Consider the following 15,052-nt stretch of genomic DNA (forward strand, 5'->3'; position numbering starts at 1 on the left):
CAGAGCCCGCTTAAGCGGGCTCTGTTTTTTCTAGCTTTTGATCGAATCCAGCTCTGGATTTTAAAACTTTAAGCATATTGGCTTCGACCCAATCTTTCATTTGATAGGCATTTTGAGCAAAGTCTTTGCCAATCTCGGTTAACGCATATTCCACTCGAATCACGTTATCTTCATGAATGGTTCGCGTCAAAAAACCATCGCGCTCTAAGATCTTTAATTTTTGTGACAGCACTTTAGGGGAAATACCTAAAACATTTTTCTTGAGCTCATTAAAATGTTGCGACTCTTGATCCAGCGTATACACAATCAATAAAATCCACTTGTCTGCAAATTTTTCAAAAAAAAGACGAGCAGGACAATCTGGATGAAAAATATTAAATTTCATTGGCTTATTCATTTTTAACCATGCTCCTTTTACGTTCTATCTTCATTTGAAACAATCAATCAGACCAGTTACCAAGTAGTAACTAATTGATACTAGGTTTCATAAGTGTATCATGAGTACAGACTTAATGCAGCGCTGTCATCAGACTACGCTTTCGCAAGATGCTAGCAATTGGATGGATCACATAATGAGAGTTTCAGAGGCTGTTGTTTTTATTACGGGTGGGAACCGTGGCTTAGGACTTGCCATCGCTCGGGAGGCACGTCGTCAGGGCGCTAAAAAGATCTATGTGGGTATGCGATTGGGAGTTTTCAGGAAGAAGGGCTTACCCCGATTCAAATGGATGTAAATGATGAAGTATCTATTCAGCAGGCAGCAGAACAATGCGCAGATACCACAATTCTTGTGAATAACGCGGGCATTGCGCTTCTGAATGAGCATCCTGTCGATGCTAATATCATTGCGACTACGCAAAAAATTTTGGAAACCAATTTGTTGGGCTTGATGCGGGTGACGCAAATTTTTGCTCCGATCTTGAAAAAGAACCAACAGGCTTATGTGGTCAATATTCTCTCGGATGTATCCTGGGAGCCAAGCACTGTTTTGACCAGTTATGCCATTTCTAAAGCGGCAGCATGGTCATATACCAACTCAAGTCGTCAGTGGTTGTCTCAATTTAATATTCAGATCATGGGGGTGCATGTGGGTTTTATTGACACCGATCTGACTCGTTCATTACCCATTCCGAAGATTGCGCCGGAAACAGTAGCTCAAGAAATCTTTCAAGGCATCGAGCAAAATGCTTATGAAGTTTTGGTCGGTGAAAAGACCCAGCAGTTGAAACAGGGCCTAAGCGATGAAGTTGCAAGTTATGTGAAACTTAAGCCCGATCAGGCAAGTGTTTAAGATATTTCATACTATTTATTTTTAATGGTTTACGCAGCGTCATGCTTGACGAAGCAATGTCAATCAAGTGATTCAAAAGAGGAAAATAAAATGTCGAATATTTCAGTGGTTTTTTATTCAGGCTATGGACATACCAAAGTGATTGCACAAACTTTTGCGCAAGAAATTGGTGCAAATCTGGTGGAGATTGATCCAAATGGAGACATTCCAGAACAAGATTGGCAGACATTGGATCAATCTGATGCAATTGTATTTGGTGCACCAACTTATATGGGCACTGCGCCGTGGCAATTTAAAAAGTTTGCCGATGCATCTTCAAAAAAATGGTTTACTCGTGCATGGCAAGATAAAATTTTGGTGGTGTTTCAAAAAGTATGCTGATTATATTTTAACCACAATTGAAATCTCATAAAGCATTAAAAATATAGTGAATTTAATTTACTTATTTTCAATTTCTCTATTGACAGAATTAACTAGCATACTTTTTGAAACACCACCAAAATTTTCGGTGGCTTTACCAATAGTGCAAGCTTAAATGGTGATAAGCAAGTGACCTTAATTCAACTACAAACACTAGCATCACAGCATGGCGGTATTTGGGTAAGCTTGGGCTTATTGCCTGCTAATAGTAAAGCGGCAACCCGTCAAGATGTAAATAATTTGGGTGGTTCTGTAGGCTTGTTGGTGCAATCACCATCGGATGCAAGTACGGATGAAATCCCAGCCGGGGATCTCGAAACCACAAAAGCCTATGCACAGCGTATTGCTAAAATGACTAAACAATTTAAGGGCTAGTTTTTTAGCTCTAGTTTAAAAAAGAAAAAGACGCACTTGGCGTCTTTTTCTTTTTGAATGAAAGATTAGAGCGGATCGTCAAATTCATTATGTTGTGGTGCAGGTTGCTTAAAGCCTTTGGTTTTATAACCTAAGTATAAAATACCAAACATTGCCCACCATAAACCGAATTTCAACGCGGTTTCTTCAATCTCTAGCCACATGGCAAAGATACTGAGGAATCCACACATTGGAATTATCACAAAGCTAAAGATATCTTTAATATTCTTTGTGCGGCCATCACGCAGTGCATATCTTGAAATCACCGATAAGTTTACAAAGGTAAATGCAGTTAATGCACCGAAGCTGATCATCGAAATAACGATGTCTAAGTCCATGAAGCCAGCGGTTAATGCTACAGCACCTACAATGAGAATGTTATAAGACGGTGTGAAGCTTTTCGGGCTAATATGACCAAAAATCTTCTTGTTAATCACGCCATCGCGGCCCATCACATACATTAAGCGTGAAACGCCTGCATGTGCCGAAATACCTGATGCCATAACAGTCACAATTGCAAAGTACAACACCACCGTTTTAAACGCAACGCCACCGACGGCTTGTAAAATGTCAGGCTGTGTTGCAGCAACATCTTCAAAGTAAGTCTTTGGATCGTTCGGGAAGTAAATCTGCATGAAGTAGGTGCTGATAATAAAGATCACACCAGCCAAGAGTGCCGTTAAGAAAATCGCTTTAGGTAGTGTTTTCTCGGTATCTTTTGTTTCTTCTGCCAGCGAGCTGAGCGAGTCAAAACCTGTGAATGAGAAGCACAGCAAAGTTGCACCTGTAATCAGGGCACCCAGTGAAGTAAGCTCATTCCAAAATGGCTCTAAACTCCATAACTGATATTTCGCATTGACCAAAGTACCATCTGCGTTGACGCCACCAGCAAGTAAGCTGTAAACCATCCACGTGAAGTAAGCAATCACACCTAACTGTACAAAAACGATCAAACCATTAAAGTTTGCAACGAAGCGTGCACCACGTAAGTTGACCGCGGTCATAAATGCAGTTAAACCAACCACCCAGACCCAATGGTTTACATCAGGGAATAAGGCTTCAAGGTAAATCACGGCAAGAATGATGTTGACCATTGGAGACAATAAATAGTCTAACCATGATGACCAACCGACCATAAATCCGACATTCGGATGGATGGACTTTTGCGCATAGGTATAGGCTGAACCCGAGGAAGGGTAGCGACGAATCATGTGACCATAACTGATCGACGTGAATAAAATTGCAATTAAAGCAATGATATATGACGTTGGCACATGATAATGACTTTCTTCTGATACTAAACCGAAAGTATCAAATAATGTCATTGGTTGAATATAAGCTAAACCAATAATAATGATGTGCCAGAGACCTAGCGTTTTTTGCAGTTTAGCTGCCGATTGAGTCCCAGAAATATTAGTCAACGGCGTTATCCTCTTAATCGTTGATCAAGGATCAGTCATGTTTAATAAGGATCGTTTGAGACGAACGATCCCCCCTGTGTTTAATTTCAAAAGTGCGCCAATCTACATTAATTTGGCCGCTTTTGTCAGTAACTTTTTCAGATTTTTTAGCAGTTTTTATGCCAATAGGTATAAGGAAAGCATTATTCCTTATGGCAAATAAAAGCCCGATGTTTAAAAAAGCATCAGGCTAAGATTGTCGCTATATTGGCTGATTTTTTATGAATTACCAAGCTTTTTCTAAAATTGCTTTTAAATCTTTTAAGCTGGCTTCTTTCGGATTGTAAATGATTGAACCATCGTTGAGGGCCTTTTCTGCCACCTCATCCAGTTGTTCTAAGGTCACTTTTCCTGTTTCTCTCAAGGTACGGGGTAACTTGGTTAGGGTAAATAAGCGATCACGCATGGTGAGTAATGTGCTGATGGCTTTGTCTGCACGTAAGTGGGCAGGAGTCTGCGCATAAATGTCTGGCCCTGCAAGTGGTAACAGGAGCTCTGCAACCTTGTCACCATTCACTTCCTTGTTAAATTCAAGGACATAAGGGAGGAACAGGTTCATGCATAGTCCATGCGGCAAGTGTGCAACTGCACCTAAGGCATGTCCAAGTGAGTGTACAAGGCCCACCATCGAGTTTGAAAATGCAATGCCAGCCATGGTCGAAGCTTGAGCCAATTCTAAGCGGCCGTTGGCATCGCTTGGATTATCCAGCACATTAAACAAATGATTGCTGACTTTTTTAATTGCAGCTGTAGCATAAGCATCTGAAATGGGATTGTGTGCCATGCATGTATAGGCTTCGACGGCATGGGTCATGGCATCCATTGCAGTCATCGCGGTTAAGTGCGGTGGCAAGGTTTGAGTCATACGTGGATCGAGAATCGCAGCATGCGGCATTAAATAGTATGATGCGAAAGGCAGTTTGACATTTTTCTCTGGATCAGACACCACCGCAACCATGGTGACTTCAGACCCTGTACCTGATGTAGTTGGGATCACAAAAAAGGGTTTGAGTGGTTTAGGTAGGTTGTGTGCCCCAGAGTATTTCAGTAAGTCATCACCACCTTCAGACACCAAAATATTGGTGGCTTTCGAGGTATCAATCACCGATCCACCACCGACAGCAATAATCGCATCGCACTGGTGTTCACGATATAAATTGGCCGCTTTACGTACTGTCTCTAAGCTTGAATCGGGTGGAACATCATCAAAAATTGCGCCAATTACCGCATCGGTAGACTCAAATGCTGCTTCAATGGGTGCCAGTAAGTTATTGGCACGTACACCTTTGTCGGTAATGATTAAAGGTCGGGTTGCCCCTAATGTTGCCAGTTCAAACGGAATGTGTTCTAAAGCAGCATGACCAGTGATCACTTTTACAGGACAGAAAAATTCGTAATAAGGCTTCGCCATGTTATGCACTCCGTTTTAAATATGATTGGGCTACTTTGAGATAAATATTTGCAGCACCAGTGAGTTTTTCTTTTAAGCCCAATTCAGTTGGGTATTCTTTGACGGCAAGTTCTGCAACCATTTTTGGCAAAATCAAGGATTCCATTTTATTTAGACAGCGGACGAGGCGAATTGCATAGGAAATATCGCCATCTGCGATCATACGATCATGTGCAAATGCTTGTGCTGTACTTTCTTGAAATGAAAATACTAAAAAGGCATGACTTAAATGTTTAAAAGTAATCGTTAAATCTGCTTTTAGGCTGCCAGGTGTCAGCAGTTCAAGTTGATGGTCTTCGGTCACTTTGGCTAAAAAAGCCGGGCCGTTTGGAAAGACATTCATCGATAAGGTGAAATTGGCTGGAAATTTGGCAACTTCTTGCTGAATTTCACTATCGACTTGGCTGGCCATGACCAATCCTCGGCCAATCACATCCATCATAAGTTTGACATAGGTCAATTGCAGAGCGGGTTTCACTGAATTTACGTTAATCACTCGCTGTTGTCCTTTCTAAAAATAATTATTAGTTTAGAGTAAATACTCTAATTTATTTTTCCATGAAAAGCAAAGCCTTTATATATGCTGTACTTGAACTTCTTTAAAGTAACCGCTGTGCTGTAAAGTTTCAATAATGTCGGCACATAAGTTTTCAAAGTGCGGGTAGTCTGGTTTGAGGTCTGAGATACGCACCATTTCTAAGCCCGCATAGCCGCATGGATTAATGGTGTGAAACCCAAATAAGTCACAATCAATATTTAAGGACAAACCGTGATAACTGCGGCCTTTACGAATTTTAAAACCCAATGAGCCAATCTTGCGTCCATCGACATACACGCCGGGTGCATCAGGTTTGGCATAGGCTTCAATGTTATATTTTTTGAGTAACTCAATCATTAGGTTTTCAGCATAAGACACCAAGGTGCGGACGTTCCAACCAAGTCGGTTGAGGTCAAACATAAAATAGGCCACCAACTGACCAGGACCATGCCAAGTGACTTGCCCCCCGCGATCCGTTTGTACTACGGGAATGTTGCTGCTCATGAGGATGTGTTCAGGTTTTCCAGCTTGACCTTGGGTGAGCACGTCATGATGTTGCAAAATCCAAAGTTCATCTGGTGTGTCTGCATCTCGTTGTTCAGTCAGTGCTTTCATTTCTACAAAGCGGTCAGCATATGAAGTTAAATTATCAAACTGGCGAATAATCAGTTGTGGTTTGAGAACGGCATCAGACACGGCACTTGCGTCCTTATAAAACAAAAAGTATGTCTGAAATTATAAAGAAAAGATCTAGAGCGTAGGGGGATTTCTTCAGTGAATAAGCTGAATTCAATAGATCAAAAATTTAGGCACAAAAAAACACGCTCGTAAGCGTGTCTCATTGATACATCATTTGAATTACAGCGCCGTTTTAATTAACGGACAAGCCGCAAGGTCTGCATACAGTTGATGAACTTGTTCTAATTCTTCAAAACGCAATTGAGCAGTTAAAGAATGGTATTTACCTGTGCGTGATGGCTGGACTTGGATCGATTCACCATCAAACTCAGGGAAGTGTTTGACTAAAATTTCAACCACTGCAACATGTAACTCAGTGCTGGCAAAGCCAATGAGTTTGATCGGGTAGTCCATAGGGAATACCCAAAGATGTTCTTGTAATTCACGTGATGGTGTACGGTCTAACATAGTCATGAGCGTCAGTCCCCCTTATTTCAAACGCCTGCGAAACTGCAGGCGTTAGGTGTTGCTCTTAAATACTTAATGGAGACTCGAGATTAAATTTCAAGTCTCCAATGTATCGGTATTAATTAGTCATTTTCTAGGAATGAACGTAAGTGTTCAGAACGAGAAGGGTGACGTAATTTACGCAGTGCTTTCGCTTCAATCTGACGAATACGTTCACGTGTCACGTCAAACTGTTTACCCACTTCTTCCAAAGTATGGTCCGTTGGCATGTCGATACCAAAACGCATTTTCAAGACTTTCGCTTCACGTTCAGTCAAGTTTTCAAGCACTTCACGAGTTGCTTCTTTTAGGCCTTCAGACGTTGCAGCATCGACAGGTGACGTGATGTTGCTGTCTTCAATGAAGTCACCCAAGTGCGAATCTTCATCATCGCCAATCGGTGTTTCCATCGAAATTGGTTCTTTGGCGATTTTCAGCACTTTACGCACTTTAACTTCATCCATTTCCAAACGTTCACCTAGTTCTTCAGGTGTTGGTTCACGGCCCATTTCTTGCAGAAGTTGGCGTGATACGCGGTTGATCTTGTTAATGGTTTCGATCATGTGTACTGGAATACGAATGGTACGTGCTTGGTCGGCAATCGAACGAGTAATCGCCTGACGAATCCACCACGTTGCATAAGTCGAGAACTTATAGCCACGGCGGTATTCAAACTTGTCTACCGCTTTCATCAAACCAATGTTACCTTCTTGGATCAAGTCCAAGAATTGTAAGCCACGGTTGGTATATTTTTTCGCAATCGAAATGACCAAACGTAAGTTCGCTTCAACCATTTCTTTTTTCGCGCGGCGTGCTTTCGCTTCGCCTACAGCCATACGTTTTGAAATCTCTTTGATGCCTTTCACATCAAGGTCCAAATCTTTTTCAATGTCTGCAATTTTTTGTTGGAACGCTAAAACGTCAGGGCGTACTTTTTCAAGATAGCCTTTTTGGTCTGGCGAAGCTTTCGCAATTTGTTCATCTAACCAAGCAAAGTTTGACTCTTGACCTGGGAAAGAGGTACGGAACTGAGTACGATCCATACGACCACGACGTACTGCATAGCGCATTACTTCACGTTCAGAGGTACGGATTTGTTCATGTGTACCACGAATCATTTCTGAAATGATGTCAAATAAACGTGGTGTAAATTTGAACATCATAAACACAGTTGCAAGTGACTCTAAAGCGTCTTCTGCTTCTTTGCTTGAACGACCATGTTTCTCGATGATGGTTCGGGTGTTTTTCCAAGCCGCAGTCAGTTCGTCAAAACGCGCTTTGGCAATTTCAGGATCTGGGCCAGATTCACCTTCAGAATCATCATCACTTTCAGACTCTTCTTCTTCCTCGTCATCATCCAATTTTACATCTTTGGTTGATTTGGTTGAAGAGTCTTCTTCTTCATCAATTTCAGACTCTTCTTCGAGGACTTCTGGAATAGCTTCATCGGTTTCAGGGTCTAAATAACCTGAAAGGATGTCCGCAAGACGACGTTCGCCCGCTTCATAATCTTTGTATTCTTGTAATACCACTTCAACCGCATTTGGCCAGTAAGCAATCGAGTGAAGAACGTCACGAATCCCTTCTTCAATACGTTTTGCAATACTAATTTCGCCTTCGCGCGTTAACAGTTCAACAGTACCCATTTCACGCATATACATGCGGACAGGGTCAGTGGTACGACCAGGCTCATTTTCTACAGAGGCAAGAACAGCAGCGGCTTCTTCTTCAGCAACTTCATCGGCAGCTTCATTACCACCTTCAAACATTGCATCATCAGATTCAGGTGCACGTTCGTGCACAGGAATACCGACGTCTTGAAGCATTTGAATAATGTCTTCAATCTGTTCGCTTTCAGTGATCGAGTCTGGGAGATGATCGTTAACCTCAGCGTAAGTTAGGTAACCTTGCTCTTTGCCTCGGCTAATCAGAGCCGCTACTTGTGAAGTAGGGGAAGTCATATCGCTCATCTTTGCTTACTCTTCGTTGAATCTGTGGCAGTGGAAAACTGTGCATCTGGGCACAATTCGCTTCATAAACTTATTTGTAAATAACTGCGTATTCCATCAGGGATAGTCAGCCAAAAGCTGCCTGATAAAATATTAAAAATATAAATTCAGTGATTTAGATGGGGGTGAATTTGTTGTTTTCAAGTTCATCCCGAGCGTACTCAAGTTCAAAACCCAAATTTGAAATCTGAACAATTTGGATTTTATGTGACCATTTAAAGTCGTAAACTACAAAGACGCAGGGTGGATTATATCATGCCATAAAAATTGGTTAGAAATAAAGACTAAAAATCAAATTAATTGCTCTAAATGCAAATAAAACTTGACAAGGTTCTGTAACCCATATAAATAGCGGCTAAGACCCTTCACATTTTTTCACTATGAGGTAGTTTTAGTGTCTTCTACAGATTTTGAACTAGATGATAACTACGCTGATGATGATGTTAATTTTGATGAGTCATCAAGTAAAATTAGTGCGAAAGAATCATTAGAAAAACGTCGCCTGATTGATGACCTTCTTGCACAGCGCCGTTTGGAACGTGAGCTTAAAGATTTTGATTACGACATCGACGATGACGACGATTTTGACGACGAAGAAGACTAAAATCAGATGTAGCATCGTGTCTGAAAATGCTATGCTAATGCCCTAATCAGTTTCTGAATTTGGATTTGAAATGAGTGCTTTAGATTTAGACTTATTGAGCGAATATCTAGATGGTGACCAAAATGAGTATGGTCTAGATTTTGCAGCGACTCATGGTTTCTTGTGTGCAATTGCAGTTGGTCCTACTTTTGTAAAATGGTTGGATGAACTTTTTGATAATAATCAAAAGAAAGTGCCTGCCGAGATCATCGCGCAAGTGAAAGCTTGGCTTGAGTCTATTCGTCAAAACCTTGCCAATGAAGAAGGGATTGAATTTCCTTTTGAAATTGAAGAGGCCGATGTTGAGTCAAGTCTAGGGGATTGGAGCGTTGGTTTTGTCGATGCAATGTTCCTCAATGAAGATGCATGGTTCACGCCTGAGTTTGAAGAGCAATTGGTCGATCTTACTTTACCAATTATGGTATTTAGTGGGATTGATGAAGAAGATCCGCAAATGGAAACTTTCCGTCGTAACGGTCAGTTAATGGATGAGCTTGCAGAAGAAATTCCAGAGAACTTAAACGAACTTTATCTCATGTATCATACGCCAGCATAATTGTTCTTGCGTCGTGACATCAGCGACGCAGGCATTAGCAAGCAAATAAAAAAACGTCCCTAGAGGACGTTTTTTTATGCCCAAATTTTAGTGTTTAAACGCAGGTATCACTCATGCTTAGTTTGTGAGAAATAAGCAAAGTCCTAAAGTTGCGAGTACGGTACCGATGACACGGTTAATGCTCACTTGTTTGCGTAAAATTTTATTTCGGATCACTGGGGTAGAGCAGAATAGTGAAATGAGCAAAAACCACAATAGATGACTGGCCGAGATAAAAATGCCATAACCGATTAAATGCATCAGACCATTATTGCCTCGCAACAACTGTGCAAAGATGCTCATCACAAATAGTGTAGTTTTGGGATTTAAACTGTTGCCAAGAAAACCTTGTATAAATGCTTGACGTGGATGCAGTAAAGTATGAGTGGCATGGTCACTAATTTGCTGTTGGGTAAATGTTTTGTACCCGATATACATCAGATACAGCGCGCCAATATACTGAATGATATGCAATAGGTTCGGAAATGTAGTGCTTTAAGAAACTGAGCCCCAGTACGCTATAGCTAATGTGGATCCATACAGCACAAGCAATACCATATGCGGTATAGATCCCTTGTTTACGCCCATATAGATAACTATTTCGGCTGACCAAAGCGAAGTCAGCACCAGGACTAATGACTGCAAGTAGGGTAATGATTGCAATCGCTATCATTTCATTCACTCATTGATCCTTGTTCGGATTGAATTAAAGGATTTATATATTTTTCATATATTTGCTATAGTGGAAATCGATTTTAATTCTTTCCTTTTGATGAGTTTTTAGAATGATTGAGCGTTTATCACTGAATTCTCTTAAGTTTTTTTATTATGTCGCCCGCTATGACAGTGTAACTATCGCTGTTGAAAAACTCTTTGTCGCTCAAGGGGCGGTCAGTAAACAGTTAAAAAATTTGGAAGAGGCACTGGGGCGTCGTTTATTTCTTCGTGACGGCAAAAAGTTACAGCTGACGGGAGATGGCTTAACACTGTTTGATTGTTGTGAGCAGGTGTTTCCTCAGATTGACCAGTGCCTCGTGCAGATGATAAGAGAAAAGAAGAATGAGAAGAAGACCTTAATCTTATCCTGTGAACCGACTATCGCCATGAAATGGCTGATTCCGCGTTTAGTTCAATTTAAGCTGCGTTATCCTGAGATTGATATCAGTTTGTTAACAGCTGGTGGAGAAGCGGATTTTAAAGTGCAAAACATTGACTTGGCCTTAAGGCGTAATGATTTTGAGTGGGGCAAGGCCATTTATAGTGAAAAAATGGCGGATGAGCATATGGTTGGTGTATCGCGTCACAAGCATTTAGCCCTGACCTCACAGCTGTTTATTTCCAGTCCGCGACCTAAACTTTGGACACAATTTAAAGATGCATATAAAGCGCAGTTTACGCATTTTCAAAAAGTAGCATTGGAACATTTTTATTTGTGTATAGAGGCATGTTTAGCAGGGTTAGGGGCAACAGTGGTTTCAGCCTATATGGTTGAAAAAGAGCTCGATTTTCAAATGTTAGATATGCTTAGCCCGATTGTGCAAGATGGCTCTGCTTATTATTTACTTTCCGCATCTCCTTTTGAGGATGATCCGCATAAAGTCATTTTTAAAGATTGGTTGATTGAAGAAATGAGAGCCAGCCAAACAAAGTTAATGGCACTTTCCGCTCAAAAGCACTAATCACGTGTGGCATTTGATTGTTATCTATCAAGCATAAAAAAAACACCTCAAACGAGGTGCTTTTTTTATGGCAACTGTTTAAAACAATAGTCTGCGTACCAACCATAGGCAATATGAAAAATAGCGCCATGAATCGCGACCATACACAGCATAACGACAGCGGTGAGTCCAATGCCAGCATTATCGACGGATTTCATAATCGCTTCAGCATTGGGATTCATTAGTACTAAAAACAGTACAAAGAAACTACCGATGATAATTGCGACAGCACTTGAACCCCAAACCAGTTGAATTTTTTCATGATTGTTTGGAACACGGTGTTCTTTTTTTACGAAGTGCCCGACACTAATTAGTGCACAAGCCACTAAAGTCGGAATTAAGGTTAAGCCGCCAAGGTTTAAACCAAAGACCAGTACGGTGATTAACAGCACCAAAGCAATGCTATATACCGCCGCAAAATGCAGTAAATAGTGTTTCATGTATTTCCCCAAAATAAATAAATTAGCCGCGTGTTTTACCTAAATGTCTGCGATATAAAAACCAAAGGATAATCACAGCGACAATGGCAATAATGACATAACCGACTTTGCTAAAAATTTGATGCATCAGTGCTTGGTTTTCACCAAAGTAATAGCCGACTGTTGCTAAAAATGTTGTCCAGATAATTGTACCGAGTCCACTATAAAACATGAACTTCCAAAAGGGCATACGGCTCATCCCCGCAGGGATACTAATCAGTGAACGCACTGCAGGAATCATGCGACCAAAAAATACAATACGGTGACCATACTGCTCAAACCAATCTAAGGATTTTTTCACATCGGCGGATTTGATAAATAGATATTTACCATAGCGGTCGACCCATCTGAAAATGTACTCTTGTTTAAATTGATAGCCGATCCAATACAGCACTGCCGCGGCAAAGAGTGAACCAATACATCCTGCAATAATCACCCCAACTAACACCAACTCACCTTGTGATGCGGCATAACCTGCAGAAGGCATAATAATTTCAGAAGGAATAGGCGGAAAAACATTATCAAGAAACATCAGTAAGGCTATTCCCCAATAACCCAGTTGTTCCATGACGGAGATGATCCATGCAGTGAGGTTCATATAGACCATAAAAATAAATGCGATAAGTTATCTTAAGGACTTATCGCATGTGGGTAAAGAATTGAAATGTATTGTTTTCTATTCGTCGAAACGAGTGTGGGTCAGGGTGTGAATATAGACTTTACGTAAGCTATAGGCCAACGCAATCGGGATTAAACTGAGCAACGTATAATTTAAGAGATTTGAGCTTAAATGGTAACCAATGCCGAGCGCGATACTTGAACCAATCAACATGCCCAAAACCACAATAAACAAATGCGTGCGTTGTTCAAGCTTGCTTTTGATTTCGTTGAAGCTGGTATTGTGATATTGCTCGATACGGTTTGCTGCGGCATTGCGAATCAATGTGCGATGGCGGGGCATGATTATTTTATGCATGGCAATCATCCTATTTTCGTCGTTTAGGCATGTCATTTTTATTGTTATGTGGAGACCTACAGGACACCACTTTAGCTTATTATTTATACAGTATGACTCAGATTGAGTTCAATGTTGTGACAAAATTGTTAAATATTTTTAAAAAACGCGAACTGGATAAAAAAATAAGCCCTCAAATGAGGGCTTATTCTTGAACTAAATCATCTGAATGATTTTAAAGGCGTTTACGTTTAGCCGCAGCAATCTGCGACTGGCGCATACGGAAGCCTTCTTTTTGTTTTTCTGTGGTTTTGTCGATACAGTATTTGCATGACACACCATGTTCATAGCTAGCTTCTTCTGCTTCAGCAGGAAGAAGTGGCCAACCACAAGCATGACACTTAATGTTAAGGCCTTCTTCAACACCATGAGTGACCGCAGTACGACCATCAAAAACGAAACATTCGCCTTCCCACATGCTTTGTTCAGCAGGGGTTTCTTCTAAGTATTTTAAGATGCCGCCTTTTAAGTGATAAACCTCGTTGAAACCTTCTTGAAGAAGAAGGGAGGTTGATTTTTCACAACGGATACCACCTGTACAGAACATCGCAATTTTTTTATCTTTGTGCTGTTCAAGGTTTTGCTTAACGTACTCTGGAAATTCGCGGAAACTTTCTGTTTTAGGGTCAATAGCGCCCTTAAATGTTCCGGCTTTGTATTCATAGTCATTACGAGTATCGATCAAAATGACGTCATCACGAGCAATCAGGTCATTCCACTCTTTCGGATCAAGGTAGTGACCGACTAAATCACGTGGCTTTACTTCAACGCCTAAAGTCACGATCTCTTTTTTAAGTTTGATCTTCATTTTACGAAATGGTTTGTCTGCACTGTCAGACTCTTTGTATTCCATTTCGTTAAAACCTTCATTCAGAAGGAATTGATGAATCATATCGATCGCGGCACGGTCGCCTGCAACCGTACCATTAATGCCTTCGCCCGCTACAATCAGAGTACCACATAGGTTGATGGTTTTTACCAAGTCTAAAAGACGTTGTTGAAGATCAGCAGGATCTTGAACTTCTTTGAATTGATAAAGTGCGGCAACAACCCAACCAGTCGTCGCTTGCTGTTCTACAGGTGCAAGCTGTTCTACAGTAGCGTTCATGGAGTACTCCAATGTATTTTGATAGATAATTTTAAGGCCCACATTTTACATGGAATTGAATCAAGATGCGAGATAAGTAAACATTTTAAATGGCTTCTCAAGTAGTAGGTGAGCGTGTATATTCAGTTGCCAAAGACAAAATCCGTTTTGTTTTGGTGCGTTTATTAACAGGAGTATGTTTTGAGTACAGATCGTCGAATTGCCTCTTTGACCCCATGTGCAGGGCGTTGTTCAACGGTATTTGGTGATTCTGTGTGTCGTGGTTGTCGTCGTTTTAATCATGAAGTGATTCAGTGGAACACCTACACTTCGGAGCAGCATCGTTCAGTTTGGCAACGCTTAGATGCGCAACTAGACCAAATTTTAGTGCCAATGTTGCCTTTTGCTGATGTGCAGCAGGTCGAAGCTTTTGTTTTATCTAAACGCGTTCGTTTACGTCCCGACGCATCAAAAGGGCGGAAGCTTTATCATGCGTTAAAAGTATGTGAAAAAAATAAGAACTTTACCGAAGAAAGTGGTTTAGGCATTCAAGCGCAGCAAGTGAAACCGATTTGGCAAGAGTTTGAACGCCGTGTTCTTGCACTTGCTACAGCCAGTTATGATTTGGCATTTTTGCGTGCTGACGCAATTCGACAACATCTCATCCATGTGGAAGAGGACGAATAAGTCCTCTTGGTTTGATATAGAAAAAGAATACTCCGCATACCTCAGCTATTTGCGAGAGTAA

15 protein-coding genes and 4 pseudogenes are annotated in these 15,052 nt (G+C 41.0%); 7 read left to right on the plus strand and 12 right to left on the minus strand.

The window, feature by feature from the left end:
• Positions 1-10 precede the first annotated feature (10 nt).
• Positions 11-397, minus strand: a complete 387-nt coding sequence (locus tag AC4MDD_RS04420; protein ID WP_004695464.1) for a winged helix-turn-helix transcriptional regulator — start codon at positions 395-397, stop codon at positions 11-13.
• A gap of 115 nt (positions 398-512) precedes the next feature.
• On the opposite strand from AC4MDD_RS04420, the pseudogene AC4MDD_RS04425 reads away from it, so the two are divergent.
• The 3 pseudogenes from AC4MDD_RS04425 to AC4MDD_RS04435 all read left to right on the plus strand — a co-directional run.
• Positions 513-1,291 (plus strand): annotated as a pseudogene (locus AC4MDD_RS04425) (SDR family NAD(P)-dependent oxidoreductase).
• A 90-nt stretch (positions 1,292-1,381) separates the two neighbouring features.
• Positions 1,382-1,645: pseudogene (locus AC4MDD_RS04430) on the plus strand (flavodoxin family protein); the annotation flags it as partial.
• Positions 1,646-1,801: 156 nt separating this feature from the next.
• Positions 1,802-2,086 (plus strand): annotated as a pseudogene (locus AC4MDD_RS04435) (flavodoxin family protein); the annotation flags it as partial.
• Positions 2,087-2,151: 65 nt separating this feature from the next.
• Here AC4MDD_RS04435 and AC4MDD_RS04440 read toward each other — a convergent pair.
• The 6 genes from AC4MDD_RS04440 to rpoD all read right to left on the minus strand — a co-directional run bounded on the left by AC4MDD_RS04440 (position 2,152) and on the right by rpoD (position 8,728).
• Positions 2,152-3,546, minus strand: a complete 1,395-nt coding sequence (locus tag AC4MDD_RS04440; RefSeq protein WP_004695470.1) for an APC family permease — start codon at positions 3,544-3,546, stop codon at positions 2,152-2,154.
• A gap of 265 nt (positions 3,547-3,811) precedes the next feature.
• On the minus strand, positions 3,812-4,996 hold the full coding sequence (locus tag AC4MDD_RS04445) for an iron-containing alcohol dehydrogenase (protein ID WP_491882363.1): 1,185 nt from the start codon (positions 4,994-4,996) through the stop codon (positions 3,812-3,814).
• Position 4,997: 1 nt separating this feature from the next.
• Positions 4,998-5,477, minus strand: coding sequence for a hypothetical protein (locus AC4MDD_RS04450; protein WP_373863461.1), 480 nt, complete (start codon positions 5,475-5,477; stop codon positions 4,998-5,000).
• 132 nt (positions 5,478-5,609) lie between these two features.
• Complete coding sequence (gene lipB / locus AC4MDD_RS04455) at positions 5,610-6,269, minus strand: lipoyl(octanoyl) transferase LipB (RefSeq protein ID WP_491882364.1); 660 nt, start codon at positions 6,267-6,269, stop codon at positions 5,610-5,612.
• A 162-nt stretch (positions 6,270-6,431) separates the two neighbouring features.
• Positions 6,432-6,719: a YbeD family protein gene (locus AC4MDD_RS04460; RefSeq protein WP_010327321.1), complete on the minus strand. Its 288-nt coding sequence runs from the start codon at positions 6,717-6,719 to the stop codon at positions 6,432-6,434.
• A gap of 122 nt (positions 6,720-6,841) precedes the next feature.
• The gene (rpoD, locus tag AC4MDD_RS04465; RefSeq protein ID WP_183173044.1) at positions 6,842-8,728 is read right to left on the minus strand and encodes an RNA polymerase sigma factor RpoD; all 1,887 of its coding nucleotides are present in this window, start codon (positions 8,726-8,728) and stop codon (positions 6,842-6,844) included.
• Positions 8,729-9,161: 433 nt separating this feature from the next.
• Between rpoD and AC4MDD_RS04470 the strand changes: the two genes are divergently transcribed.
• Both AC4MDD_RS04470 and AC4MDD_RS04475 read left to right on the plus strand, forming a co-directional pair.
• A complete protein-coding gene (locus AC4MDD_RS04470; protein WP_004982817.1) occupies positions 9,162-9,371 on the plus strand; it encodes a PA3496 family putative envelope integrity protein in 210 nt (69 codons plus the stop codon).
• Between the two features lie 70 nt (positions 9,372-9,441).
• Entirely contained in the window at positions 9,442-9,966 is a 525-nt protein-coding gene (locus AC4MDD_RS04475; protein WP_201952167.1) for a YecA/YgfB family protein, read from the plus strand.
• Between the two features lie 117 nt (positions 9,967-10,083).
• On the opposite strand, the pseudogene AC4MDD_RS04480 reads toward AC4MDD_RS04475, so the two are convergent.
• Positions 10,084-10,687 (minus strand): annotated as a pseudogene (locus AC4MDD_RS04480) (LysE family translocator).
• A 103-nt stretch (positions 10,688-10,790) separates the two neighbouring features.
• On the opposite strand from AC4MDD_RS04480, the gene AC4MDD_RS04485 reads away from it, so the two are divergent.
• On the plus strand, positions 10,791-11,684 hold the full coding sequence (locus AC4MDD_RS04485) for a LysR family transcriptional regulator (RefSeq protein ID WP_333641534.1): 894 nt from the start codon (positions 10,791-10,793) through the stop codon (positions 11,682-11,684).
• A 65-nt stretch (positions 11,685-11,749) separates the two neighbouring features.
• Here AC4MDD_RS04485 and AC4MDD_RS04490 read toward each other — a convergent pair whose 3' ends face one another.
• From AC4MDD_RS04490 to trhO, 4 genes are all read right to left on the minus strand, one after another.
• The gene (locus AC4MDD_RS04490) at positions 11,750-12,163 is read right to left on the minus strand and encodes an ABZJ_00895 family protein (RefSeq protein WP_333641536.1); all 414 of its coding nucleotides are present in this window, start codon (positions 12,161-12,163) and stop codon (positions 11,750-11,752) included.
• A 22-nt stretch (positions 12,164-12,185) separates the two neighbouring features.
• Entirely contained in the window at positions 12,186-12,800 is a 615-nt protein-coding gene (locus AC4MDD_RS04495) for a DedA family protein (protein ID WP_317109800.1), read from the minus strand.
• Between the two features lie 78 nt (positions 12,801-12,878).
• The gene (locus AC4MDD_RS04500) at positions 12,879-13,178 is read right to left on the minus strand and encodes a hypothetical protein (RefSeq protein ID WP_004695491.1); all 300 of its coding nucleotides are present in this window, start codon (positions 13,176-13,178) and stop codon (positions 12,879-12,881) included.
• 214 nt (positions 13,179-13,392) lie between these two features.
• Complete coding sequence (trhO, locus tag AC4MDD_RS04505) at positions 13,393-14,325, minus strand: oxygen-dependent tRNA uridine(34) hydroxylase TrhO (protein WP_151835873.1); 933 nt, start codon at positions 14,323-14,325, stop codon at positions 13,393-13,395.
• Between the two features lie 180 nt (positions 14,326-14,505).
• Between trhO and AC4MDD_RS04510 the strand changes: the two genes are divergently transcribed.
• Positions 14,506-14,991, plus strand: a complete 486-nt coding sequence (locus tag AC4MDD_RS04510) for a DUF1289 domain-containing protein (RefSeq protein WP_317109806.1) — start codon at positions 14,506-14,508, stop codon at positions 14,989-14,991.
• Positions 14,992-15,052: the final 61 nt, after the last annotated feature.

It is taken from the genome of Acinetobacter sp. CAU_H_29a_1 (assembly GCF_058599505.1).

What these genes read in the sequence shown, in the direction of transcription:
- AC4MDD_RS04485 (WP_333641534.1), top strand. Translation starts at nt 10,791, where the DNA reads ATGATTGAGCGTTTATCACTGAATTCTCTTAAGTTTTTTTATTATGTC.
- AC4MDD_RS04500 (WP_004695491.1), bottom strand. Translation starts at nt 13,178, where the DNA reads ATGCATAAAATAATCATGCCCCGCCATCGCACATTGATTCGCAATGCC.
- AC4MDD_RS04450 (WP_373863461.1), bottom strand. Translation starts at nt 5,477, where the DNA reads ATGATGGATGTGATTGGCCGAGGATTGGTCATGGCCAGCCAAGTCGAT.
- AC4MDD_RS04445 (WP_491882363.1), bottom strand. Translation starts at nt 4,996, where the DNA reads ATGGCGAAGCCTTATTACGAATTTTTCTGTCCTGTAAAAGTGATCACT.
- AC4MDD_RS04495 (WP_317109800.1), bottom strand. Translation starts at nt 12,800, where the DNA reads ATGAACCTCACTGCATGGATCATCTCCGTCATGGAACAACTGGGTTAT.
- AC4MDD_RS04420 (WP_004695464.1), bottom strand. Translation starts at nt 397, where the DNA reads ATGAATAAGCCAATGAAATTTAATATTTTTCATCCAGATTGTCCTGCT.
- rpoD (WP_183173044.1), bottom strand. Translation starts at nt 8,728, where the DNA reads ATGAGCGATATGACTTCCCCTACTTCACAAGTAGCGGCTCTGATTAGC.
- AC4MDD_RS04475 (WP_201952167.1), top strand. Translation starts at nt 9,442, where the DNA reads ATGAGTGCTTTAGATTTAGACTTATTGAGCGAATATCTAGATGGTGAC.
- AC4MDD_RS04460 (WP_010327321.1), bottom strand. Translation starts at nt 6,719, where the DNA reads ATGTTAGACCGTACACCATCACGTGAATTACAAGAACATCTTTGGGTA.
- AC4MDD_RS04490 (WP_333641536.1), bottom strand. Translation starts at nt 12,163, where the DNA reads ATGAAACACTATTTACTGCATTTTGCGGCGGTATATAGCATTGCTTTG.
- trhO (WP_151835873.1), bottom strand. Translation starts at nt 14,325, where the DNA reads ATGAACGCTACTGTAGAACAGCTTGCACCTGTAGAACAGCAAGCGACG.